We start from the raw sequence: 21,161 nt of genomic DNA on the forward strand, positions 1-21,161 counted from the left end.
ACGATGTTCAGATATCCGGGAGCCGCCTTGTACCGGCAAGCTCCCGGATAAAAGTAAGAAACCGCTGCGCGGCAGGCGTCAGGTAACGCTCGGCGGAGGAAGCAAGGTACAACGTCCGGGAGCAAGAGATCCCCTTGATTTTCATCTGCCGGACCGGGAGAAAACGGAGTGCCCGCATCTTTGCCACCAGCCCGACTCCAAAGCCGGAAGCCACCAAGGCGGCAATCGCGTCCTCGTCCTCCGCTTCCGCCCGGATACAGGGGGCGACTCCAGCCGTCTCCCAAAACTCATCCACGATTCTCCGGAGGCCGGAATGGGGGGAGTAAGCCACCACCGGAAACCGGCCCAGCTCCGGAAGCGTGACTTCCGTCTTCCCGGCCAACGGGTGTCCCGGCGGCACGACGCCCACCATCTCCTGGGTGAGAACCGGGGACAGATTCACACGGGCCGCGCCGGGAATCCAACTGCAAAACCCCACGTCGAAACAGCCGGACTGAATGCCCTCCACAATCCGCCGGGAAGAGTTTTGATGAAAATGGACCGTCACAGACCGATTCTCCGGCTGGTCTAAAAACATCCGCACCACGGCGGGAATAAACCCTTTGGAGAGCGGAGGGTTATAGGCCAGATCCAAATGCCCTTCCGCCGCGCTGGCCATCTGCCGCGCCCGGTCCGTCACTCGTTCCAACTGCTCCAGCACCGGTGACACCTCATGAAAATACTGCTCCCCGTACTTGGTCAGGCCGATCTGCCGCCCCGTCCGTTCAAACAAAAGAAAACCCAGCTCTTTTTCCAGAGCGGAAATCGCCGCGCTCAAGGTCGGCTGGGAGACAAACAGTTCCTCGGATGCTTTTCGGTAACTGGCATGCCGGGCGATCGCACAAAAATACCGCAATTGCTGCAGCGTCATCTCTCTCCCTCCTTTTCTCCAGTATATCCGTCCTTTTCCCGGATGGCAAGATCATTCATAGTCATTTCCTATCAAAATCCAAATTTTATCGATTAGACTAAAAAGAAAAGCTATGATAAGCTACCTTTAATTCCATAAAAAATGTGACTCCTCCGGACGCGCCGCCCGGTAAATGGTTGAGCAGCAAAGAAAGGATGTTCCGATGATTAAGACGAAAATGACAGAACTTTTAGGAATTCAATATCCGATTTTGATGGGCGCGATGGCCTGGATCACCACCGCCGGACTGACCGCAGCCGTCTCCAACGCCGGAGGCGCCGGTGTGCTTGGCGCAGGCGGCCGCGACGAAGAGTGGGTGCGCCGGGAAATCCGCAAAACCAAAACGCTGACGGATAAGCCTTTTGGAATCAATCTTTCCCTTCAGACCACGCCGCTCCGTGACAAGCTGGTGGAAGCGATCCTTGCAGAAGGCATTGACTTTGTGACCCTGGGGGCCGGGGATCCCCGCCCCTTTCTTCCCCGCTTCCGGGAAGCAGGCATCAAAACCATCTGCATCGTTCCCAACACAAAACTGGCGAAGCGCATGGAGGCCTGCGGGGCCGACATGCTGGTGATCGAAGGCATGGAATCCGGCGGGCGCATCGGCAATCTGACTACCATGGCGCTGATGACCAATATCCTCCCGGAAGTCTCCCTGCCGGTGGCCGCCGCCGGAGGAATCGTGGACGGACGCGGTCTGGCCGCCGCTTTGATCATGGGCGCCGACGGCGTTCAGATGGGATCCCGTTTCCTTCTAGCTTCGGAATGTGGGAGCCACCCCTCCAACGCTCAGGCCATTGTGGCCGCCTCCGACACGGATTCCGTCACCATCGGCTGGTCCCGCGGAAAAGGCCTGCGTGGGCTTAAAAATCCCTTTGCCGAAGAATATCTATCCATGGAAGTAAGCGGCGTCCCCACGGAAACGCTGGGCCAATACGTCAATGGATGCAGCAAACGCGTGGCGGATCTGGGGACCGGGGAAGACGGAAAGAACGGGATTGTCCAGGTAGGGGAAAGCCTGGAGCCGTTAAAGAAAATCCAGCCGGCGGCGGAGATCATACGAGAAGTGATGGAGGAGGCGGAAACTCTTTTGAAAAGAGCCCCCCGGTTCGTGACGGAATAAAGAAACCGCCGGAAGATCTCCCTGATTCAGCCTCCGCAAAGAGGGGGATCTTCCGGCAGATCAGAGAAGGCCTTGATCACCGGCTGTTTCTTAATTCTTTCGCGCATTCCAGATAATAGTGCCGTCCGTTGGCGCTCGTTTCATATTCCGCTATTTTTTCCAGTGCATTTGCTTTGATTTGCCGCGCCGGTTGACCCCCATCGGACAACAGCAGCAAATCGCAGAGCTCCAGGCACCATTGATATTCTTTGTTCTGAAGCGCGGTCTGGGCCGCGGCCAAAACGTTCCCATTTCCGCCCATCAAATCCAGCATTTTTTTCGACCGCTGTTCGGGAGGAAGCGGATGAAGATTGGTTGGATTCCCGTCAAACCATCCCAAATAAGCGGAATAGATCTCCCGCACGGTCCATTCCACGCAGCCGTAATGCTCCGCCAGGTAAGGGAGTCCGGCGTATTTCTCCGGCAGCCGGATTTCGGAAGCCAGCTGCTCTGCGCTCTTGCCCGCGTTCATTCCTTCCAAAGTCTTCGTCAAGACAAAGTCCATGGCATTTCGGAAGTTCCCCAGCACTTCCTGGATTTTTCCCCTCCCCGTGATAGCCGCCGTGTGGCCTGGCAGAAGATATCTGGCCGGGTAGGATAAAATCACATCCAAGCTGTGGATCCACGTGGCAATGTCGCGGTACTGTCCCCCGCGAATCGCATATAAGTTCGGAAAACAGCCAAAATAATTGTCGCCGCAGCAGAGCACTTCTTTTTGCGGGAACCAGATCATCATCTGCTCTTCGGCTTCTCCGGGAAGCCGGACCATCTCCAGCTCCACCCCGTCGATTTTCCGATTGACTTTCTCTTCCGAATACACCGCCGTCGGAGGCACAAACGCGCGGTGTTCCCCATAGACAACACCCTCGCGCGGTCCAATTCCCTGGGAGATGGCTTCTTCGTCGGTGAGGGAATAGCCGAACTGCCGCCCTCCGCGCTGATTCTGAATTCCTTGCAGGAGCTCTGTTCTTTCCAGCGGAGCATTTTTCGGCTCAAAAGCAAGGATCTCCGGCGCGCTTTCCCGGAAAGCCCCGGCGCCGCCCCGGTGATCCGGGTGGCCATGGGTGTAGAGAATGGTCTTTACTTCTTTCCTTGTTTTTTCCTGAATGATCTCCAGCAGCCGTTTTCCCCGCTCCAGCGTATCCAACGTATCAATTAAGATCACACTGGAATCCCCCTCCACAAAAACGGCGTTGCTATGGCCGAGCCCCAGCACATACCAAACGCCTTCCGTCACTTGGGAGACGGTTTCCCTATCATTCTTAGTTGTAAAGTCCCGCAGGCTCTGAGCTCCGTCTTGTGCCAGCATCCTATTCTCCTCCTATCCCCAGTTTCCGGCCCGCTTTGTCACCCCATGTATCCCAACTGTCTGGAAATTTCAAGGGCCCCTTCCAGAACCGCATCCCGAATCGCTTTTGGATCTTCCGGAAAACGGAAGCTGGGCATGGATACGGCCAGGCAGGCTTCCACTTTCCCTTCGGCATTCCAGATCGGGGCGGCTACCGAGCCAACCTGATTCTCATCCATTCCGTGCCGCTCAACATACCCGCGGCTCCTGGCCCCCAAAAGCCTCTCCCGCAGGGCGGCCTGGTTGACCTCCGGGTGCTCTCTTTGGATCTGCGCCAGCACCGGTTCCTGCTCCCCGGCGTCCAAAAAAGCCAGGAGAACCGTCCCGGTGCCTCCCGTCCAAACCGGCTCCTTTGATCCCACCGCCGACACCTGGCGCACGGCCTGCTCGCTTTCCACCTGCTCATAGCAGGTTCGATAGATTCCCGCGCGCACATAAATATGGGCGGTCTCGCCGGTCTGGTCGCTGAGTTTCAGCAAGATTGGATAACTGATCCGCCTCAGGTCCGCATTGGCAGCCGCCACCCGGCCCAGGTAGAGAACCGCGCTGCCCAGCCGGTATTTTCCGTTTTCCGCATCCTTCATCAAAAATTGGTTCTCCACCAAGGTGTTCAGAAGTCTTGACGTGGTGGAGGTGGTCCATCCCATCCGCTTTGAAATCTCCGAGTGGGACAGTTCGCCCTCCCGGTAAGAAAAGAGGCGCAGAATTTTCAGCGCCTTCTCAATGCTCCGGACAGTGGAACGGTCCCGGACTTCCTCGTCGCCTTCTCCGATTTTTTCCATACTGGTAGTCAACAGCCTTTCTTTTGTGTTCGATATGATCCTTTGCGTTAGTCTCATTCTAAGCGCGAACCCATTTTTTGTCAACTGCTTGGAAAGGAAGCTGACCGGCAGCAACCGTTACGCGTCTTTCGGGCGCACCGGGCAAAGCTCAATATAGCCTCTTGTTCCGACCGGCTCCAGCTGAATCCGGGGATTGGCCTCGTCCCACACAAGTCCGAGAGACGCCGGACTGTAGTTTTCGATCGCCTGCTGTACCTCTGTGATGGCCTGGCAGTAGTCCTCTTCCTCAAAAGGCTGTCCCTGGAACATCAGGTACCGGGCAGCCGGGAACTCCACTGCCTCGAACCCTTCCGGAACCACGCCGTCATAGTCTGCGGGCACCTCTACGCCCTGCACGTACTCGGATGTTCCAGGGGCGCGGTAGGCTTCCGGCAGCCACAGGCACACCGGCTCCCCGCCGATGGATTTCATGCTGGTGAGCACTCCCCAGACATCACAGCCAACCTCCTCGCAGTACTGAAAATAGTCGGCGGCGCTGACGCCCCGTTTCAGGATGACTTTCCTCCCCGGCTTCTCAACAGTCTGGATAAACACATTTCTTACTGTTTCCATTTCTTCTGGCTCCTTTCTGAGTTCTCGGTATATGACGCCGTAAGGGACGAACAGGGGAAGGGGGATTGGCTTTGTGGCAAACTCTTTTGGATTGCAGCCGAACTCGCGGTAAAACGCCCGCTGATACCCGTCCACGCTCCCGAACCCCATATCCAGGGCCACATCCAGGATCCGGCAGGCTTCATCCCGCAACCGCAGCGCGGACTTGGACAGCCGGAGCCGCCGAATATAATCGGCCGGCGTCAAATCCGTATACTGCTGGAACAGCCGGTAGGAATACCAGGGTGAATAAAGGGACACCTCCGCCAGCTGCGCCAGTGTGATCTCCTCGCACAGATGCTGTTCAATATAGTCCTGCATCCGCTGAACCGCCTTTACCTTCTCCGTCATGTTCGTTCCCTCCTGACAGTTTCTATCTTACTCTTACGGTTAAAAATATTCTCGACGTTTTTTGCTGTAATTATAAGTCCCAAAGGTCAGGATCGAGCGAACCGAAAAAAACATCCTCTGACCGGCGGTGCGCTGATTTGCATTTTTCCGTTCTTTTTGTTAAACTGTACTCTCCATTATAACACCAGACTTATTCTGAGGGGTAAAATAAAAGGGAACAGGAGGTGCCGTATGCAGACTTACCGGACCGCAGAGGTTGCGAAAATCATTGGAATACACCCCAATACCGTTCGGCTGTACGAAAAATTAAAACTGATTCCCGAACCTGCGCGGGAGAAGAACCGATACCGCGTCTTTACCGACGCCCACATCGCCCAATTCCGTCTGGCCCGCCTGGCTTTTCAGGTGGAAGTCCTGCAAAACGGCCTGCGGAAAAAAATCGTGGAGATGGTCCAGGTATCCGCTCAAGGGAACTTCGGACGGGCCCAGGAGCTGACCCTGGAATATTTGAACCAAGTGCGGCAGGAGCGCCGGAACGCGGAGGAGGCCATTGAGATTGTCAGACGTCTTCTGGACGGTGGGGCGGCGGCTTTCGCCCCGTTGCAGACCCGAAAAGAAGTCTCCGATTGTCTGGGAATCTCCATGGACTCCCTCCGCAACTGGGAGATGAACGGCCTTTTGACCGTCAGGCGGAAAGAAAACGGCTACCGCGTCTATTCCGGCGAGGATGTCCAGCGCCTGAAAATCATCCGGGCGCTCCGGTGCGCCAATTATTCCCTCGAAGCGATTCTCCGGCTGCTCCGGGAACTCTCCGCCGATCCCAATACAAACATAGAGACGGCGCTCAATACGCCGAGGGCCGACAGCGACATCATTTCCGCTTGTGACAAACTGATCTTGTCACTCCAGGAGGCGGAACAAAACGCCCTCCTCATGCTGGAAATGCTCGCCGGTATGAAAATTCAATTCGGCTAAGCCTCCACTTTACCACCAGTCTTTTCGCTGGTGGTATTCTTTTGGTACAACAAACACAGGAGGTCAAAATGATGGAGCAAGCAATACAAGTCAAGGAACTTTCAAAATCATACGGCAGCCTCTCCGCCTTAAAGTCCCTGACCCTGTCGGTGGGACGCGGTTCGGTCTTCGGGCTGCTGGGGGCCAACGGCGCGGGAAAAAGTACGGCGATCGAGTGTATGCTCGGAACCAGGCGGCCGGATGGCGGAACCGTGCGCATCCTGGGAAAAGATCCCCGTTCGGAACGAAAGAAACTGTTTCAGCGGGTAGGCCGTCCAATTCCAGGAAACCGCCTGCCAGGAAAAAATCACAGTCCGGGAGCTCTGCGAGGTCACCGCTTCCCTCTACCAGGGCCCGGATGATTTTCACCGTCTTCTGGCTGAATTCGGGCTGGAGGGAAAAGAAAAAAACCTGGTTGCGGACCTGTCCGGCGGAGAGCAGCAGCGGCTGTTTATCGTGCTGGCTCTGATTCCCAGGCCGGAGGTGGTCTTTCTGGATGAGCTGACGACAGGTCTGGATGCGCGGGCGCGGAGGGATGTGTGGAAAATGCTCTCCGCGTTAAAGGCCGAAGGGCTGACCGTCCTTCTGACCTCACACTTTATGGACGAGGTGGAGGCGCTCTGCGACCGCATTTGCATCTTAAAACACGGGCGCGCCGTATTCACCGGGACCACGGCGGAGGCAGTTGCGGCAAGCCCCTTTGAAACATTCGAGGATGCTTATCTTTGGTTTACGGAGGAGGAAAAATGAAAACTTTTTTAATCATGCTGAAAACCGAGCTGAAACTTTCCCTTCGGGGAATGGACATGGTTCTTTTTGCGATCTGCATGCCCCTCGCAGTCCTAGCGATCCTGGGCATGATCTACGGCGGCGAACCAGCTTTTGAAGGCGCGGGATACACGTTTTTGGAACAGTCCTTCGGCGCGCTCGCTTCCATCTCCATCTGCGCCGGCGGGGTCATGGGGCTGCCGCTCGTGGTGTCGGATTACCGGAGCCGCAAAATACTTAAACGGTTCCAGGTGACGCCGGCCAGCCCTGCTTTGATCCTGCTGGTCCAGGTTGTCATTTACACCTTGTATGCCGTCTGCTCCCTGCTGCTTCTCCTGCTGACGGGAAAACTCTTTTTCGGGCTGCAGATCCACGGTTCTCCCGCCCTTTTTTTGTGCGGCTATCTGCTGGTACTGATCTCCATGTTCAGCATCGGGGTGATGGTGGGAGGCGTCGCCCCGAACTTAAAGACGGCAAGCGTGATCGCGAGCCTCCTCTATTTCCCCATGCTGATCTTCTCCGGTGCGACTCTGCCCTATGAGGTCATGCCCGCCGCCCTGCAAAAAGCCGCGGATCTGCTTCCTTTGACCCAGGGGATCAAGCTGCTGAAAGCCGCGTCCCTCGGCCTTCCGATCAGCGGCGTCCTGCTTCCCCTCCTGGCCATGTGCGCCTTAACCCTCGTCTGCACCGGGATTGCACTGAAATTTTTCCGGTGGGAATAATCTCTTTTGGCATTTCCCAAAAAAGCGGGTGAGCAACAAAAAATGGAAGGAATACGAATCAGATAATCGTATTCCTTCCATTTTTTGTTCTTCTTTAATACGGAACCCCAAAAAGATCCAGGAGACCCAGGCTGATCTGCGGGATATATCCGCAGATAAACAGACAGATAAAGAGCGCCACGATCAATGGCCAGGCGATCTTCACCAATTTGTTCATACTGAGCCCCGTCATGGTCATGGCCACGAACAAGTTCGACGCGACGGGCGGCGTCACAAAAGCAATGCAGAGCGCCAACGTCATGATCACACCGAAATGGACCGGATTGATTCCCACCGACTGGACGATTGCAAGCAGAATCGGGGAAAGAATGATCGTACAGGGCGTGGTCTGAATAAACATACCGGCAATCGCCAGGATAATAAAGACAAAAAGCAGAACAATGTACGGGTTCGTCGAAATTCCCAGGAAAAAGCTGCTGATCGCTTTCTGGACGCCCAGGTAAGAGAACACGCTCCCCAAAGCGGCCGCAGGCGCAAAGGTGAACATCATGCCGCCGATAAACGCAACATTGTCCTTAAACAGGCCGATCACTTTTCTCAGAGAGATTTCCTTATAGACAAACAATCCCACAAAGATACCGTACACCACGGATACCACCGCGGCCTCGGTCGCCGTAAATACTCCGCTGTAAATTCCGCCGAGGATGATCACGGGCATCAGCAAAGCCGCCTTGGCCTGCCAGATCGCTTTGAGAAGTCTCTTGACGTGGAATTTTTCTCCGGAACCCTTGAGCCCATGTTTTTTCGCGTAAAAATAGTTGAAAATCATCAGTACGCCGCCAACCACCAAAGCCGGGCCGATGCCGGCCATGAACAGAGCGCTGATCGAGACATTGTTGGTCACGCCGTAGATCACCATCGGATAGCTCGGCGGCACGACCACGCCCAGACTTCCCGCCACGGCCACCAGGCCGGTGGCATAGGCCTTATCATAGCCGTTGATGATCATACTCGGAATCATGATTGCGCCGATGGCAGCCACGGTGGCCGGAGCGGAACCGGAAATGGCACCGAAGAACATGCAGGCCACAATGGTGACGATCCCAAGGCCGCCGGTCACATTTCCGATCATGGCATTGGCCACGGAAACGATCCGCTTGGAAATGCCTCCGGTATCCATGATCCCGCCTGCCAGCACAAAGAACGGCAGGGCCAACATGGTAAAGGACGCCACGCCGGAATACATGGACTGGGCAATAAACGCGCTGGTGGTCACCGGTTCCACCAACAGCAGAGCATACATAGAAAGGGCCAGGCTGACGCCGATTGGAACTCCGATTGCCAGCGTCACGGCCATCACGATAAACAGTACGGCTACTCCCATTATTTGCCACTCTCCTTTCTCTCCAGTTCCTGCTGGCGTCTCAGCTCTTCGGCCTTTGCCTCCAGGGCCTCGATATCAATCGTAGGTTTTGAACTGCCAAGTTCTTTCTCATTTTCTTTCGTCAGCTTGACGGTATCCTGAATCAGCCGGATACAGGTCAGCGCCAGACAAAAAGGTACGATACTGTAAATCGCTGCTTTCGGCAGACGCAGCAGGGAAGTCTTTGTCCCGCTGTTCGCCAGGTTGACAATCAGCTGGCTGAACGGGAAAATGACAAAAGCGCAAAACCCGAATGTGATCACATTATCCAGGATCAAAAGAACTCGTTTCACCCGAAATGGGACCGCATTGATCAGAGCATCGATTTTCAAATGCTTCCGGTTGGTGACCGCGCCGGCTACCCCAAGGTAAATCAGCCAGACAAACATGATAACAGCCAGTTCCTCCGCCCAGGTAATCGCACTGTTGAACACATAACGGGAAATCACCTGGATGGTCAAAAGTGCGGTCAGGACAAGGAAAACAATCGTTCCCAGATAAATTTCAAATTCATTCAGAAACTTCTTGCCATTGAATTTTCCTTTCATCGGTTACCCTCATCTTTCTCTGAATAGACAATTCTGTTAAATTCCATAAGAAAAACATAGTTTTGAGAAGATGAGCCGGTGGTTTCAATCCCCCATCCACCGGCTCCGTTGTCGTTATGTTTTGTCTCTGCTCTATTTCAGAGACTCCGCAATCTCATTAGCCGCATTCACATAGCGGTTAAAGTTTTCGCTGCCCATATCTTGTTCGATCTGGCCCCAAGAGGTTTTCGCCACTTCCTGGAATTTCTCCAGCTCTTCGACGGTGGGATCATAGATCTCCATCTTCTGACTCAGCTCCTTTAAGATCTCGCCTTCCTTGGCGGCCAGCTGAGACCGGCAGGTATCCTGAGCAACCTTGCCCATGTCGATGACCATCTGCTGCTGTTCCGGAGTCAGGCGGTCCAAGGCCGTCCGGGAAATCGCAAGGATCGTAAAGGTGTAGTTATGTCTGGTCAGCGTCATGTACTTCTGCACCTCATAAAATTTGGAGGTGTAGGTGTTGATGATCGGGTTTTCCTGTGCGTCCACCAGGCCCTGCTGCAGCGCGCTGTACAGCTCGGAGAAGCTGGTCTGCTGCGTCGAAGCGCCAAGCGCTTCCATGGCGGCGATCTGATATCTGTCGTTTAACGTACGGATTTTCAGCCCCTTCATATCATCCGGGGTTTTGATGGGGCTGCGGTTGTTGGTCACGTTGCGGAAGCCAACGTCCAGGAACGCCAGAACAACCATGCCGGTATCCGTTTCCACTTTCTGCTTGATCTCGTCTCCGATCTCCCCGTCGATAAACTGATAGAGCTGCTCGGAGCTGGTAAACAGGTACGGAATCGAGAGCGGAGCGAATGCGTCCGTATAGTCCCCCCAACTGCCAAAAGATAATGCGATCATGTCGAAAGCTCCGTTTTGAGCGCCGCCGATCAGCTCATCTGCGCTGCTGCCCAGCACGCCGTCCAGATACATGTCCAGATACAAGCTGCCGCTGCTCTTCTCGCGCAGACCGTCGTCCATCGCCTGAACGCCCATGCCGTTGGGAACCGTTGTCAGCTCCAACTGTTTCATGGTGGTAGAAAGTTTCAGGCCGACCGCGCCGTCCGCCAGGGGCTTGGTCTCGTCCTGAGCCGCCGTGGTCTCTCCGGCCGCCGTGGTCTCCGCAGCCGCCGTGGCACCGCCCGCAGCTGCCGTCGTCCCGGCCGCCGCAGTCGTCGCTTCGGATCCGCCTCCCAGACAACCGGTGCATACGGTCGCCAACATCGTCAATGCCAGTGCCATAGATAATATTTTTTTCATGTTTCTCCCTCCTATGCTTTCCTTATTCTACAACAGCAAATGCCTCTGCCTGTTTGTATGCCTGCTCGCTGATTTCATTTCCCAAACCGGGGGCGTTCGGGACCGCCAGATAGCCGTCTACAGGCTGCTCATCCACTGTGGTAAGCCCCATGTTATATGTAATCCGATTGACAATATGATGCTCGTGAATCACGAAATTGGGGAGAACCGCCTCCAGGTGGATCGCCGCGGTGGTAGACAGCGGGCTCGCGCAGATATGAGCCTGAACCGCCACGTCGTAGGCGTGGGCCATATCGCAGATCTTCTTCACCTCCGTGAACCCGCCGCAGTTCCCAAGATCCGGCTGGATCACCTGCAAGGACCGGTCCTCAAAATACGGGACGAACTGCCACCTGCCATAAACCCGTTCCCCGCTGGCCAGCGGAATGTTTACTTTATCGGCGATATATTTCGTCATATATGGGGTCGGAGTGTCCGGCTCTTCGAAAAACATGACGTCGTATTTTTCCAAAATCTTTGCATATCGAATGGCTCCGGGGGCGTCCATCCGGGAATGGGCTTCCGCAATGATATCCACATCCGGTCCGACCGCTTCCCGGACAGCAGCCAAACGCTCTTCGATCGTATGCAGGTCTTTGGGAAGTACAAAACATCTGCGGTCCTCCGTGTCAAAAGCGCCGTGATCCGGCTTCTTCTCAAAAAAGTCAAATTTTACCGCGTCATATCCTTCCGCAACCGCCTTCTTCGCCGCATCGGCAAAATCTTCCGGCGCGTACTGGAATACGTAATCTTCCCGGTTATTCTCCCAGCCATTTTGGAGCTGGCTGGCATAAGAACGAAGTTTGTCTCTGCGGGCGCCTCCCAAAAGCTGATGGATCGGGGCGTTAAAGAACTTACCTTTGATATCCCAAAGCGCCATGTCGATGGCTCCGATCGCGGCAAAGATCACCGGGCCGCCGTTCTGCCCCCAGAACGTGGTCTTATATAGCTTGTCCCAGATCACCTCATTTTTTAAAGGATCCATCCCGATGACCAGACCGGCAAATTCCTTTACTGCTGCAAAGCCTGCGTCCGCTGCCCTCCCGTAGGCCAGCGCCGCCTCGCCGTCACCATAGATCCCTTCATCGGTGTAAATCCGGCAGTACACTGGCCTCCAGGTGGGCCGGACCGTTTTCACCTTTAAGACTTCGATTTTCGTAATTTTCATGTTTCATTTCCTCATACATTTTTCTGATAATTTTTATTTCTTCGGATCCGATTCTGCCGTTTCCCGATAGACAGACCTGTCTCTGTCATTGTTTTCCTACAAAAAACCTATTCCAGGTCTGTTCTATGTGAATGGCCGTCCGACCTTTAATTTGTACAAGCAAAATTATAAATTAGGCGGGCTTAATTTTCCATCCTCTATTTTTACTTGTTCCATAAATTATCTTTACATCTGTGAAAGGAAAAAAAACACGTTTTTCAGCCGCAAAGCCGCCACTCTTTTTGTTTCGATATGAACTATCTTGCGATTTGTGCTGAATTATGTTAAGATGAGGATGTTTCCATCCTGTTTCCGCGCCCTTTTTGATCCGTTGCAGAAAGGAGTCTCTATGTTTTTTCAAGATTACTTTGACGGCTGCCTTCCCACGATTGAGCGGATGCACTTGGACTATAACCTGACCGATCAGGCTTATACCTTTCATCTGCACAAGAACGTCACCGAACTGGTTTATGTCGCTTCCGGAAATGGAATCTATATGGTCAATCATCAACATTTTTCCGTTGAGAAGGGGGACATCCTGGTCATTGAAAGCGGCTTCATCCATGCGGGCGCATCCAGCCTTCACAATCCGATGAAAACTCTGGTACTGGTGGTGTCGGACGTCCACTGGAAAGACAAATCCGCGCCGAATAACATTATTTATCCCACTTCCTATCCACTGATCAAAGAAGGGACCCATACGCCTTATCTGAGCAGCACCATGATGGAGCTTTGGCGGATGTACCGGGAACCAAAGCCGGACACCGAACTTGGCCGCATGATTCTGGCCCCGCTCCTGGTGCTTCTCCGGAAAAATTATAAAGATACCGCGCCTCACTGGAAGGCAAGGGAAAATCCTCTGGCCTGTGATATTCTTTCCTATATTTATAACCACTATGCGGAGGACATTTCCCTGGAAACTCTGTCCCAGCATTTTTACATGAGCGCCGGACACATCAGCCATTTGCTGCAAAAAGAGTTCCAGATTTCCCCGATCAATTATCTGATCGACGTGCGCTTCAGCAAATCAAAGGCGCTGCTGATCAACACGGATCTCTCCATTGCCGAGATCGCATACACCGTCGGTTACAACAACCCGGCCCACTTTACCAAGCTTTTTATCAAGCGGATCGGCTACTCGCCCAATGACTACCGAATGCTTCACAAGAACATACCGCCGGAGCTGTAAGAGATCGATTCTTTTCTCGCCCGAAAGATCGGATACAGAGAATAGGTCTTATCTTATGGCGTGCCGGAAGGAAATCTGAAAAAATAGATATTTTAGAGTAATCATAGAGAAAGGATCCTGTCATGAAAGTTGGAATGATTCGCTGTATGCAGACGGAGGACTATTGTCCGGGAACCACGGATTTTCGGATGGTTCGGGAGAAGAAGGGCGTTTTTGAAGGGGTCGAAGAAGAGATTGAGATCGTCGGCTTTGCCAACTGCGGCGGCTGCCCGGCCAAGAAGTCGGTGCTGCGGGCCAGAAAACTGGTCGAGCGGGGTGCGGATACCATCGCGTTTGCATCCTGTATCCAGAAGGGTACGCCCATTGGGTATCCCTGTCCCTTTGCGAAAAAGATGAAAGAACTGATTCAGAACGATCTGGGAGACGGGATCCGGCTCTTGGATTATACTCATTAGAACGCCTGGCGGCGAAATCGGTAAAAAGGGGTTGACACAAATTTAATCTTGTGCCAGCCCCTTATATTAGTGAGAAAAACCCGCCTTTTCCGTGCGCCCTAAGATTCCGCCGCCAGCCGGTAAGCGTTCTTCAGCAGCTGTTCCGCTTCCTCTGCCGTGCGCTCGATAATCTCTTTTACGCTGAGGATTTCCTTGACCGGCCCGACGGCCTGTCCGCACTGCACCATCCCGTTCATGCCATCCGCTCCCAGTCCCTCTTTCGCCACTTTCTCAGAAATACCGGCTACCAGAAGGCTCAGCTCCTCGGTGCTGACTCCGCTGTTTTCCATCTGGGTGTAGCGCTCCGTGAACGGGCTCTTTAACCCGCGCAGCCCTTTATTCCGGGAGAGTCCGATGGATACCGACTGTTCATCCCCGGCCTTTAGAATCTCATCCTTATATTGAGGATGAACGATGCACTCCTTGCTGGCCAAAAAACGGGTCCCCATCTGGATCCCTTCAGCCCCCATAATCATGGCGGCTGCCATGCCGCGCCCGTCCACGATCCCGCCTGCGGCTAAAACCGGCAGCTTCACCTCCGGAAGCACATTCTCCAAAAGCGCCATGGTGGTCAGTTTCCCAATCCGGCCTCCGGCCTCCGTACCCTCGACAACAATCAGATCGATCCCGGCCGCTTCCACTTTTTTCGCAAGTCTCGTATTCGGAATGATCCCCACCACTTTTATTTTGCTGGCGTGAAAGGTCTCGATAAAGGGAACCGGGTTCCCCGCCCCCACGGTCACAAACGCAGGCTTCTCCTCGCAGATCGCCCGGATCATGGCGTTCAAGTCATCAGCCGGGATCGCCAGGCCCAGATTCACGCCGAACGGCCGGTTGGTCAGGCGCTTGGCCTCGCGGATCTGTTCCCGGATCCAGTTTTCCGTCTGCCCGCCAGTGGCAATGATTCCCGCGCCCCCGGCATTGGACACCGCGGCCGCCAGATGGCAGTCTGAGATCCAGGCCATGGCCCCCTGCAAAATGGGATAGGTAATCTCCAGGATTTCCGTTACTCTTGTTTTCATTTTCATACCCCCTTATACGGCCGTTTTCAAATTCGGAGGAGGCCGCTGGTCTTTCGGTCGCCGGAAGATCCCCACGCCCTGCCCTCACCCGCGCCCTGCCCTCAAATCAAAATCAGACGGCTTCCTGCTTCTACCATACCATACCGAGCAGGCGCCGTCTAATTTCTATTTTTTTCCTTTTGATAAGCGGAACTTATCACAATAATTCTTTGTCTTTCCCACGTTCACCGCCGCAGGCTTCCCGGCAAAAATCTAAAAAGCGTTTTCGGGTCCCGGCAAGTTCCCGGTCCGCCCGGAATGCCAGGCAGACAGAACATCTCTCCTCCAAATCTTCGATCTTTCGGGCGCCCACAGCAAAATATTGCAGCACCGGCATCTCCGGGACCAGGGAAATACCTTTTCCGTAGGAAACCAGACCAATAATGTCCATCTCATTGTACGCCTCGCTGACCTTCTCAGGCAAAACGCCTCTCCCCTGCAAAATTCCCTCCGTCAGGCTCCGCATACCGCTGTCCCTGCTGTAGTGGATAAACGGATACGGCTCCAGATCCTTTAACGTAACCGTTTCTTTTTCAAGCAGCGGGTGGCCTTCCGGAGCCAGCAGAACAAAATCCCGCTCCTGCACCGGCAGGAACGCGAGGTCCGGCTCTTCTCTTATGTTCAGGCAGAAGGCAAAGTCCAGTGCGTCCTGGCGGAGAAGCCGCAGCGCTTCTCCGGTCGTCGCATGACGCATCTCAAAGTGGGGCGCCCGCTCTCCCTCCGCTTCCGAAAAACTCCTGGCCAGCGCAGGAATAAAATCCATCTCCAGCAAATCAATATAACTCAGCCGGATCGTGTTTTCCTGCTGCTTTTTTAGATTCTCCACACGGGAAATCCCCAGCTTTAGTTCGCTGAAAATCTGATTCACATGGGGAAGAAATACTTCGCCGCAGGGGCTCAGCTCCACCTTTCTCCCCTCATGGATAAAAAGCGGAGCTCCCAGCTCCTCTTCCAGAGCGTTGATGGCGTTGGTCAGAGCCGGTTGGGTGATGGAAAGCTTCCGGGCCGCCTGGGTATAGTGGCGGATCTCGGCAAGCACTTGAAAATCGTGCAAATGATTTAGGTTCATCCTGTTTCCTCCGGATAAAATCAGAAAAGAGGCACACGCCATTCCGCTAAAACTGACAAAAAAACCTTGGAAGGTTCCATCCAAGGTTTCCAAAGAGGCGACTGCCGGAATCGAACCGGCGATAGAGGTGTTGCAGACCTTTGCCTTACCGCTTGGCTAAGTCGCCATATTTAATTTGCCCGGCAGCTCATTTCTATTGCCGTGCTCCACGACTGCTCTGCAATCCTGGCACTTTCTATTATATGCCGTACCTTTCGGCGTTAGCACAAGTGACTCCGACGGGAATCGAACCCGTGTTACCGCCGTGAAAGGGCGATGTCTTAACCGCTTGACCACGGAGCCGAGATGTCATCCCTAGCTCGGAACTGACCTTGAATAGAATATCATATTTTCCAGAGAAATGCAAGGGCTTTTTGTGATAAATATTACGGTAAATCCAGTTTCATCGGCCTGCTCGCCGGTTTTCAGGATCTGCGGAGCGAAATTCCTTTCCCGCGGGCCGCAGTTGTTTTCCTGGCTTCGTCCTGCCCTTTGTTTTTAGTATGCGCATGATCTTGAAAAATATGAATAGGCCCTGCGGAGCCTGGCATTTCCTTCCGCAGGGCCACGGCAGGTTCCCGGTTTCCGTCCCACCGCCCAAAATCAAGAATACAGATACTGTCCTCTCTCGCCGACTCCATAAAAATCGGCAAAGGAGAGATGGAAAATATCGGTTTGAATCCCCGACAGGTCTATTTGATTTTTGATGACATATTGATAAACGCCGCTGTAGTCGATGGCTCCTTGGATCAGGATACTGTCCAGCTTGCCGCCGCGCAGGATCGCTCTCCGGTAACCCTTCGAGTCCTGGCAGCGGATCACCTGGTCTCCTTCCTGGACCGCGCCGCGCCCCAAAGAGAGGGTGGTCAGGCCATAGAAACTCATGGTATTCTTCATCCCATAGCGGTCTTCATATTTCACCGCCTGCCCGCACATGTTGCGGGCCGCCGTTTCTCCCTGCTTCTTGGCATTGGGCCAGATTCCGGCGATTCCCGTCACGTCTCCGGCCGCATAGACATCCTCGCAGCTGGTTTTTAAATAATCATCCACTTCGATAAAACGCTCCGCCCGGATGCCGCTGTCTTTGACACACTCGATCGCAGGACGAACGCCGGCGGCAACCAGCACAAGATCACAGTCGATCCGAGTCCCGTCATCCAAAATCACCGTCTCAACCGCGCCGGAAGAATTCATCACGGTTTCCGTCGCCTTCTTCCCAAGCAGGAACCGGCATCCGGCGGCCTCGAACAGCTTCCGATAAGCCTCGCCCGCCGTCTCATCCAGCTGAAGAGGAAGAATCCGGTCCACCATCTCCACTACGGTAATCTCCTTGCCCTGCTCCAAAAAGGCATACGCCGCATCCATACCAACCAGGCCGGAGCCCACGATCAGTATCTTTTCCGCCGGGTCCGCGAGGGCGCGGATCTCCTGGGCATCCTTCAGGTGGCGCAGGCCAAAGACGTTGTTTGCCTCCCGGAATTGCCCCACCGGCGGAATGAAGCTATTTGCCCCCGTGGCAATCAGAAGGCGGTCGTAGGGGAAAGCACGCCCATCCGCCAAAATCACCCGCCGTTCTCCGGTGTCGATCCCAGAGACGGTGACGCCCAAGAGCTGTTCGATTTTCTGGTCTTCAAAGAAGTGTTCCGGCACAAAGGAAAGACCGGCCTCATCCCGTTCATGGCTTAGATACCGGTGCAGCATACAGCGGGAGTGCACGTACTCGTCGGAAGCAATCACAAGAACGGAAGCATCCGGCCGGAGAGAGCGGATGGTCTGGGCCGCCTGTATCCCGGCTGCGCCGGCGCCTATAATGATATGTCTCATACCTCCACCTCCTCCACAAAAATTGCTTTTTTCGGACACGCGCTGACACAGCTCGGCCCGTCCGCCAGCCCCTCGCAGAAATCACACTTAATCACTTTGGTTCTGGTGGCGGTATCTGCTTTTAAAACACCGTAGGGGCAATTCATCACGCACATGAAGCAGGACCCGCAGCGCTTTTCGTCGTACTTCACATGGCCAGTGACCGGATCTTTTTGCAGGGCTCCGCTCATACAGGACATGACGCATTCCGGCTGGTCGCAGTGACGGCAGAAGATCGGCTTGTAGCTGCCGTCCGCACACCCTACGATATGGTTGCGGGATTCATTACGAATATCCGTTAAATCCAAATCGTACACAGTCCCCGGCCCTTCCCGGTGGGCCTGCATACAGGCCACCGTACAATTCATACAGCCGTCACACTTGGCGGCGTCTATGAGGATTCGTTTCATACCAGCCACCTCCTAAATTTGCAGCCCGCTTCGCTTTTCCAATATGATTTTCTCCAAAATATCCGCGGATTCCTTGGCGTCAGGATTGATGATTACCTGCCCTCCGGTCAGCGCTTTCATATCCTCAGTCAATACTTTCACCGCCACGGGGCTTCCGGTCACAAACGGAGGCAGACCCAAGTGCAGCGGCAGGCCCAGGGCTAGACCAAAGCAACCGTCAGCCAACGCCTGTTCCTCCAGCCATTGAGCAGCGGAAAGCACCAGAGGAAGCTGAGGGAGATCCACGCCCAGCTCCGCGGCGATCTCCGTGGCTACGATTTCCAGACGTCCGATGGCCAGGCAGGGACCAAAGTTCAAAACAGGGGGGATCCCCAGTTTCCGACAGACTGCGCGGAGTTTCGGTCCGGCAAGCTCTGCGGCTTCCGGCGTCATCAGGCCGCAGTTTTCAATTCCTCCCGAAGAGCAGCCGGCCGTCAGGACCAGGATATCCCTGGCAATCAATTCTTTGGTCAACTCCACGGTGAGAACATCATGTCCTCCGGCTGTCAGATTCGAGCATCCCACAACACCGGCAATTCCTTTGATATCCCCGGACACAATCAGGTCGATCAGCGGTTTCCAGGTGTCGCCCAGAAATGCTTTCAGCGAACCTTCACTGACCCCGGTAAGGGAGTGATCGTTCCCGTGATCCTTCATCAAATTCATGGGAACACTTCCCCGCCGTTCCTTGTAGGCTTCGATGATCTTATCGATGAGAGCTTCGCTTTGCTGCTCTCTCTGCTGGAATTCAAAGGGCATTAACTCCGCGTTCGCCTTCTTCGCCACATCATCCAGGCAGATCTGCTTGATTTTCAGTTGGTCGCAGATCGGCTCAATACCGGGCAGCGTACAGTTAAATTCCGACAGGACCGCATCGATCGCCCCGGTGGCCAGGATTGCTTCGCTGGTATAGTTATTTCCGGCGTGCCCGTCAAACACCTCGGTGTAATGCGCGCCTCTCAGCTGGAGATCTTGGCCGACGCAGGTACATCCCACCAGCTTAAAGCCTTTGGCTCCAGCCGCCTTTGCCTTTTCCACGGCTGCAGGGGAAACCAGTTTCTCCTGTAAATCCACAAAAATCGTATGTTGATGTCCGGTGATCATGATATTGATGTAATCCGGATCAATCACCCGGAGCCCCACCGGCGCCATGCGCAGCTCCGGCTGTCCCAGTAGTACGTCATTTAAAAGGTTCGTCAAGGTCAGGCCGTACACGCCCGTGGAGATTCCCAGCTTCAAGCAGTCCACCAGCATATCCACCGGATCGGAATTCAGGTTGGTGGAACATTTCACCACGCCGTGAAAGACTTCGGACTTGGCCCCTCCGGGCAAGATTCCCAGCTCCTTCCAGCGCTTTACGCGGGGAGCGTAGGCAACTTTTTCCACCAGCTCTGCCTTCTCATACTCCGGCTTGTAGAGGTCCGCCAGTACCGCCTCAGCCACCCGTTCCGCCTTCTTATAGTCGTCGGTCTCCTCAATCCCGAAGATTTCCGCCAGATGATTCAGAGAGGCCAGGCCTTTCAGTTCTCCCCTCGCTTTTGCGGTATCCCTCAGATTGCGGGCGGTATTCTCCACGATATGGATGTAGCAGCCGCTGCCGGATGCCACGGCGCGCAGGAAATTCCGGACTACGATCGTATCCGCATTGGCCCCGCAGATCCCTCTGGGAGAGCTGGGGGTAATCCGGCAAGGGCCGTTGGCGCACAGGCGGCAGCAGACTCCCTGCAGCCCAAAACCGCATTTCGTGCGCTGGGTCTCCACCCGGTGATGGGATGTCTCCATCGGAAGGGACCGGATAAAGTCCTCCAACGGTTTGTCTGCACTCTTGCAGGTGCTGCATCCATAACATTGGCTCATAGCATATGTCCTCCTTCAATACTTAACTTATTTAGTCTAGTTTAAGGGTAAAAATAAATACTACCAAAATCTCATTTCTGTAAAATCTGCGCGATAGACTTTTCCCTCAGGCTTTGAGTGAGCTGCGCCTGAATCCGGCACAACTCCCCATGAACCTGACAGGGATCGCCCGGTCGGTTCCGCGGGCACTCGTACCCGCTCTGCATGCAGTCGGTCAGCAGAAGGTTGGGATCAATGGCGGAAAACACATCCAAAAGCGACAGCCGGTTTAAGTCACAGGTCAGAGCGTAACCGCCAGTATTTCCCCGGTAACTTCGAATCAAACCGGCCTTTTCCAGCTTTCTTGCGATCTTATAGGCAATGGCTGTTGTTATCTTTTCTCTTTCACAGATTGAGTGGATGCTGATGATCTCCCCGGATGCCAGAGCCCGGATCATCCGCACCGCATAGTCGCATTCCCTGGTAAATAACATAGACAGTCTCCTTATTTGATTAAACTTTAACATACTATACCAAAAAGGTCAAGTTAAAGATGCTTATCAAACTTTTGTCTTTTCCTTGTTTTTCCATGATTTTCTCTGTTTAACTCAGAAATGAAGACTTTTATCCTTTTCGAATTGCGGATTCGTTAGTTCAAAACTTATTTGTTTTTTGCATTTCATTTATTGTAATCCGGCTACCGTCATACTGATGATTCGCTTAAATAAACGGCGTCCAAGTCAAGCCTGCGGACAGATATAACTTTAGAGAAACAAAAAAGCCTGCAAACATTTCTATCTGCAGGCTTTCCAGCTCCCCCTGTTGGACTCGAACCAACGACACTGCGGTTAACAGCCGCATGCTCTACCGACTGAGCTAAGGAGGAATACTCTATTAAGATACAAAGAAACGG

At 54.1% G+C, this 21,161-nt stretch carries 19 protein-coding genes, 3 tRNA genes and 1 pseudogene; 6 read left to right on the top strand and 17 right to left on the bottom strand.

Features of this window, described 5'->3' with window-relative positions; all coding sequences use genetic code 11:
- Positions 1-7: 7 nt before the first annotated feature.
- Positions 8-910, bottom strand: a complete 903-nt coding sequence (locus MUB23_RS07785; RefSeq protein ID WP_244799823.1) for a LysR family transcriptional regulator — start codon at positions 908-910, stop codon at positions 8-10.
- Positions 911-1,112: 202 nt separating this feature from the next.
- On the opposite strand from MUB23_RS07785, the gene MUB23_RS07790 reads away from it, so the two are divergent.
- The gene (locus MUB23_RS07790) at positions 1,113-2,072 is read left to right on the top strand and encodes a nitronate monooxygenase (protein ID WP_244799824.1); all 960 of its coding nucleotides are present in this window, start codon (positions 1,113-1,115) and stop codon (positions 2,070-2,072) included.
- Between the two features lie 76 nt (positions 2,073-2,148).
- On the opposite strand, the gene MUB23_RS07795 is transcribed toward MUB23_RS07790, so the two are convergent.
- The 3 genes from MUB23_RS07795 to MUB23_RS07805 all read right to left on the bottom strand — a co-directional run bounded on the left by MUB23_RS07795 (position 2,149) and on the right by MUB23_RS07805 (position 5,243).
- A complete protein-coding gene (locus MUB23_RS07795) occupies positions 2,149-3,420 on the bottom strand; it encodes an alkyl/aryl-sulfatase (RefSeq protein WP_244799825.1) in 1,272 nt (423 codons plus the stop codon).
- A gap of 38 nt (positions 3,421-3,458) precedes the next feature.
- Positions 3,459-4,241: an IclR family transcriptional regulator gene (locus MUB23_RS07800; RefSeq protein ID WP_244799826.1), complete on the bottom strand. Its 783-nt coding sequence runs from the start codon at positions 4,239-4,241 to the stop codon at positions 3,459-3,461.
- 117 nt (positions 4,242-4,358) lie between these two features.
- On the bottom strand, positions 4,359-5,243 hold the full coding sequence (locus tag MUB23_RS07805; protein WP_244799827.1) for a helix-turn-helix domain-containing protein: 885 nt from the start codon (positions 5,241-5,243) through the stop codon (positions 4,359-4,361).
- A 231-nt stretch (positions 5,244-5,474) separates the two neighbouring features.
- On the opposite strand from MUB23_RS07805, the gene MUB23_RS07810 reads away from it, so the two are divergent.
- From MUB23_RS07810 to MUB23_RS07820, 3 genes and pseudogenes are all read left to right on the top strand, one after another.
- Positions 5,475-6,218, top strand: coding sequence for a MerR family transcriptional regulator (locus MUB23_RS07810; protein ID WP_244799828.1), 744 nt, complete (start codon positions 5,475-5,477; stop codon positions 6,216-6,218).
- A gap of 71 nt (positions 6,219-6,289) precedes the next feature.
- A pseudogene (locus MUB23_RS19985) lies at positions 6,290-7,007 on the top strand (ABC transporter ATP-binding protein).
- The gene (locus MUB23_RS07820; protein ID WP_244799829.1) at positions 7,004-7,747 is read left to right on the top strand and encodes an ABC transporter permease; all 744 of its coding nucleotides are present in this window, start codon (positions 7,004-7,006) and stop codon (positions 7,745-7,747) included. The pseudogene MUB23_RS19985 and the gene MUB23_RS07820 overlap by 4 nt, the downstream one beginning before the upstream one ends.
- 94 nt (positions 7,748-7,841) lie before the next feature.
- Here MUB23_RS07820 and MUB23_RS07825 read toward each other — a convergent pair whose 3' ends face one another.
- From MUB23_RS07825 to MUB23_RS07840, 4 genes are all read right to left on the bottom strand, one after another.
- On the bottom strand, positions 7,842-9,131 hold the full coding sequence (locus tag MUB23_RS07825; protein WP_244799830.1) for a TRAP transporter large permease: 1,290 nt from the start codon (positions 9,129-9,131) through the stop codon (positions 7,842-7,844).
- Entirely contained in the window at positions 9,131-9,718 is a 588-nt protein-coding gene (locus tag MUB23_RS07830) for a TRAP transporter small permease (protein WP_244799831.1), read from the bottom strand. The genes MUB23_RS07825 and MUB23_RS07830 overlap by 1 nt, the downstream gene beginning before the upstream one ends.
- Before the next feature lie 132 nt (positions 9,719-9,850).
- Positions 9,851-11,002, bottom strand: a complete 1,152-nt coding sequence (locus MUB23_RS07835; protein ID WP_244799832.1) for a TRAP transporter substrate-binding protein — start codon at positions 11,000-11,002, stop codon at positions 9,851-9,853.
- 22 nt (positions 11,003-11,024) lie between these two features.
- Entirely contained in the window at positions 11,025-12,209 is a 1,185-nt protein-coding gene (locus tag MUB23_RS07840) for a mandelate racemase/muconate lactonizing enzyme family protein (protein ID WP_244799833.1), read from the bottom strand.
- Between the two features lie 388 nt (positions 12,210-12,597).
- On the opposite strand from MUB23_RS07840, the gene MUB23_RS07845 reads away from it, so the two are divergent.
- Both MUB23_RS07845 and MUB23_RS07850 read left to right on the top strand, forming a co-directional pair.
- Positions 12,598-13,437, top strand: a complete 840-nt coding sequence (locus MUB23_RS07845; RefSeq protein WP_244799834.1) for a helix-turn-helix transcriptional regulator — start codon at positions 12,598-12,600, stop codon at positions 13,435-13,437.
- A gap of 122 nt (positions 13,438-13,559) precedes the next feature.
- Positions 13,560-13,892, top strand: a complete 333-nt coding sequence (locus MUB23_RS07850) for a CGGC domain-containing protein (protein WP_244799835.1) — start codon at positions 13,560-13,562, stop codon at positions 13,890-13,892.
- Between the two features lie 98 nt (positions 13,893-13,990).
- Here the strand turns inward: MUB23_RS07850 and MUB23_RS07855 are convergent, their stop codons facing one another.
- The 9 genes from MUB23_RS07855 to MUB23_RS07895 all read right to left on the bottom strand — a co-directional run bounded on the left by MUB23_RS07855 (position 13,991) and on the right by MUB23_RS07895 (position 21,134).
- Complete coding sequence (locus MUB23_RS07855; protein ID WP_244799836.1) at positions 13,991-14,953, bottom strand: NAD(P)H-dependent flavin oxidoreductase; 963 nt, start codon at positions 14,951-14,953, stop codon at positions 13,991-13,993.
- A gap of 196 nt (positions 14,954-15,149) precedes the next feature.
- On the bottom strand, positions 15,150-16,061 hold the full coding sequence (locus MUB23_RS07860; RefSeq protein WP_244799837.1) for a LysR family transcriptional regulator: 912 nt from the start codon (positions 16,059-16,061) through the stop codon (positions 15,150-15,152).
- A gap of 95 nt (positions 16,062-16,156) precedes the next feature.
- Positions 16,157-16,227 (bottom strand) — tRNA-Cys (locus MUB23_RS07865).
- A 104-nt stretch (positions 16,228-16,331) separates the two neighbouring features.
- Positions 16,332-16,403 (bottom strand) — tRNA-Glu (locus tag MUB23_RS07870).
- Between the two features lie 300 nt (positions 16,404-16,703).
- Positions 16,704-17,924 (bottom strand): NAD(P)/FAD-dependent oxidoreductase, encoded by a 1,221-nt coding sequence (locus MUB23_RS07875; protein ID WP_244799838.1) that lies wholly within the window; start codon positions 17,922-17,924, stop codon positions 16,704-16,706.
- The gene (locus MUB23_RS07880) at positions 17,921-18,373 is read right to left on the bottom strand and encodes a 4Fe-4S dicluster domain-containing protein (protein ID WP_244799839.1); all 453 of its coding nucleotides are present in this window, start codon (positions 18,371-18,373) and stop codon (positions 17,921-17,923) included. The genes MUB23_RS07875 and MUB23_RS07880 overlap by 4 nt, the downstream gene beginning before the upstream one ends.
- A 12-nt stretch (positions 18,374-18,385) precedes the next feature.
- Positions 18,386-20,269, bottom strand: a complete 1,884-nt coding sequence (cooS, locus tag MUB23_RS07885) for an anaerobic carbon-monoxide dehydrogenase catalytic subunit (protein WP_244799840.1) — start codon at positions 20,267-20,269, stop codon at positions 18,386-18,388.
- Between the two features lie 71 nt (positions 20,270-20,340).
- Entirely contained in the window at positions 20,341-20,742 is a 402-nt protein-coding gene (locus MUB23_RS07890; RefSeq protein ID WP_244799841.1) for an RrF2 family transcriptional regulator, read from the bottom strand.
- Positions 20,743-21,061: 319 nt separating this feature from the next.
- A tRNA-Asn gene (locus MUB23_RS07895) sits at positions 21,062-21,134 on the bottom strand.
- Positions 21,135-21,161 lie beyond the last annotated feature (27 nt).

The sequence above is a fragment of the Cuneatibacter sp. NSJ-177 genome (genome assembly GCF_022867805.1).
GTDB lineage: Bacteria > Bacillota > Clostridia > Lachnospirales > Lachnospiraceae > Pseudolachnospira.

Excerpts from the sequence above, each read along its gene's own strand:
- MUB23_RS07875 (WP_244799838.1), bottom strand. The coding sequence starts at position 17,924 with ATGAGACATATCATTATAGGCGCCGGCGCAGCCGGGATACAGGCGGCC.
- MUB23_RS07890 (WP_244799841.1), bottom strand. The coding sequence starts at position 20,742 with ATGTTATTTACCAGGGAATGCGACTATGCGGTGCGGATGATCCGGGCT.
- MUB23_RS07835 (WP_244799832.1), bottom strand. The coding sequence starts at position 11,002 with ATGAAAAAAATATTATCTATGGCACTGGCATTGACGATGTTGGCGACC.
- MUB23_RS07795 (WP_244799825.1), bottom strand. The coding sequence starts at position 3,420 with ATGCTGGCACAAGACGGAGCTCAGAGCCTGCGGGACTTTACAACTAAG.
- MUB23_RS07840 (WP_244799833.1), bottom strand. The coding sequence starts at position 12,209 with ATGAAAATTACGAAAATCGAAGTCTTAAAGGTGAAAACGGTCCGGCCC.
- MUB23_RS07845 (WP_244799834.1), top strand. The coding sequence starts at position 12,598 with ATGTTTTTTCAAGATTACTTTGACGGCTGCCTTCCCACGATTGAGCGG.
- MUB23_RS07790 (WP_244799824.1), top strand. The coding sequence starts at position 1,113 with ATGATTAAGACGAAAATGACAGAACTTTTAGGAATTCAATATCCGATT.
- MUB23_RS07825 (WP_244799830.1), bottom strand. The coding sequence starts at position 9,131 with ATGGGAGTAGCCGTACTGTTTATCGTGATGGCCGTGACGCTGGCAATC.
- MUB23_RS07785 (WP_244799823.1), bottom strand. The coding sequence starts at position 910 with ATGACGCTGCAGCAATTGCGGTATTTTTGTGCGATCGCCCGGCATGCC.
- MUB23_RS07805 (WP_244799827.1), bottom strand. The coding sequence starts at position 5,243 with ATGACGGAGAAGGTAAAGGCGGTTCAGCGGATGCAGGACTATATTGAA.
- MUB23_RS07850 (WP_244799835.1), top strand. The coding sequence starts at position 13,560 with ATGAAAGTTGGAATGATTCGCTGTATGCAGACGGAGGACTATTGTCCG.
- cooS (WP_244799840.1), bottom strand. The coding sequence starts at position 20,269 with ATGAGCCAATGTTATGGATGCAGCACCTGCAAGAGTGCAGACAAACCG.
- MUB23_RS07855 (WP_244799836.1), bottom strand. The coding sequence starts at position 14,953 with ATGAAAACAAGAGTAACGGAAATCCTGGAGATTACCTATCCCATTTTG.
- MUB23_RS07820 (WP_244799829.1), top strand. The coding sequence starts at position 7,004 with ATGAAAACTTTTTTAATCATGCTGAAAACCGAGCTGAAACTTTCCCTT.
- MUB23_RS07880 (WP_244799839.1), bottom strand. The coding sequence starts at position 18,373 with ATGAAACGAATCCTCATAGACGCCGCCAAGTGTGACGGCTGTATGAAT.
- MUB23_RS07800 (WP_244799826.1), bottom strand. The coding sequence starts at position 4,241 with ATGGAAAAAATCGGAGAAGGCGACGAGGAAGTCCGGGACCGTTCCACT.
- MUB23_RS07860 (WP_244799837.1), bottom strand. The coding sequence starts at position 16,061 with ATGAACCTAAATCATTTGCACGATTTTCAAGTGCTTGCCGAGATCCGC.
- MUB23_RS07830 (WP_244799831.1), bottom strand. The coding sequence starts at position 9,718 with ATGAAAGGAAAATTCAATGGCAAGAAGTTTCTGAATGAATTTGAAATT.
- MUB23_RS07810 (WP_244799828.1), top strand. The coding sequence starts at position 5,475 with ATGCAGACTTACCGGACCGCAGAGGTTGCGAAAATCATTGGAATACAC.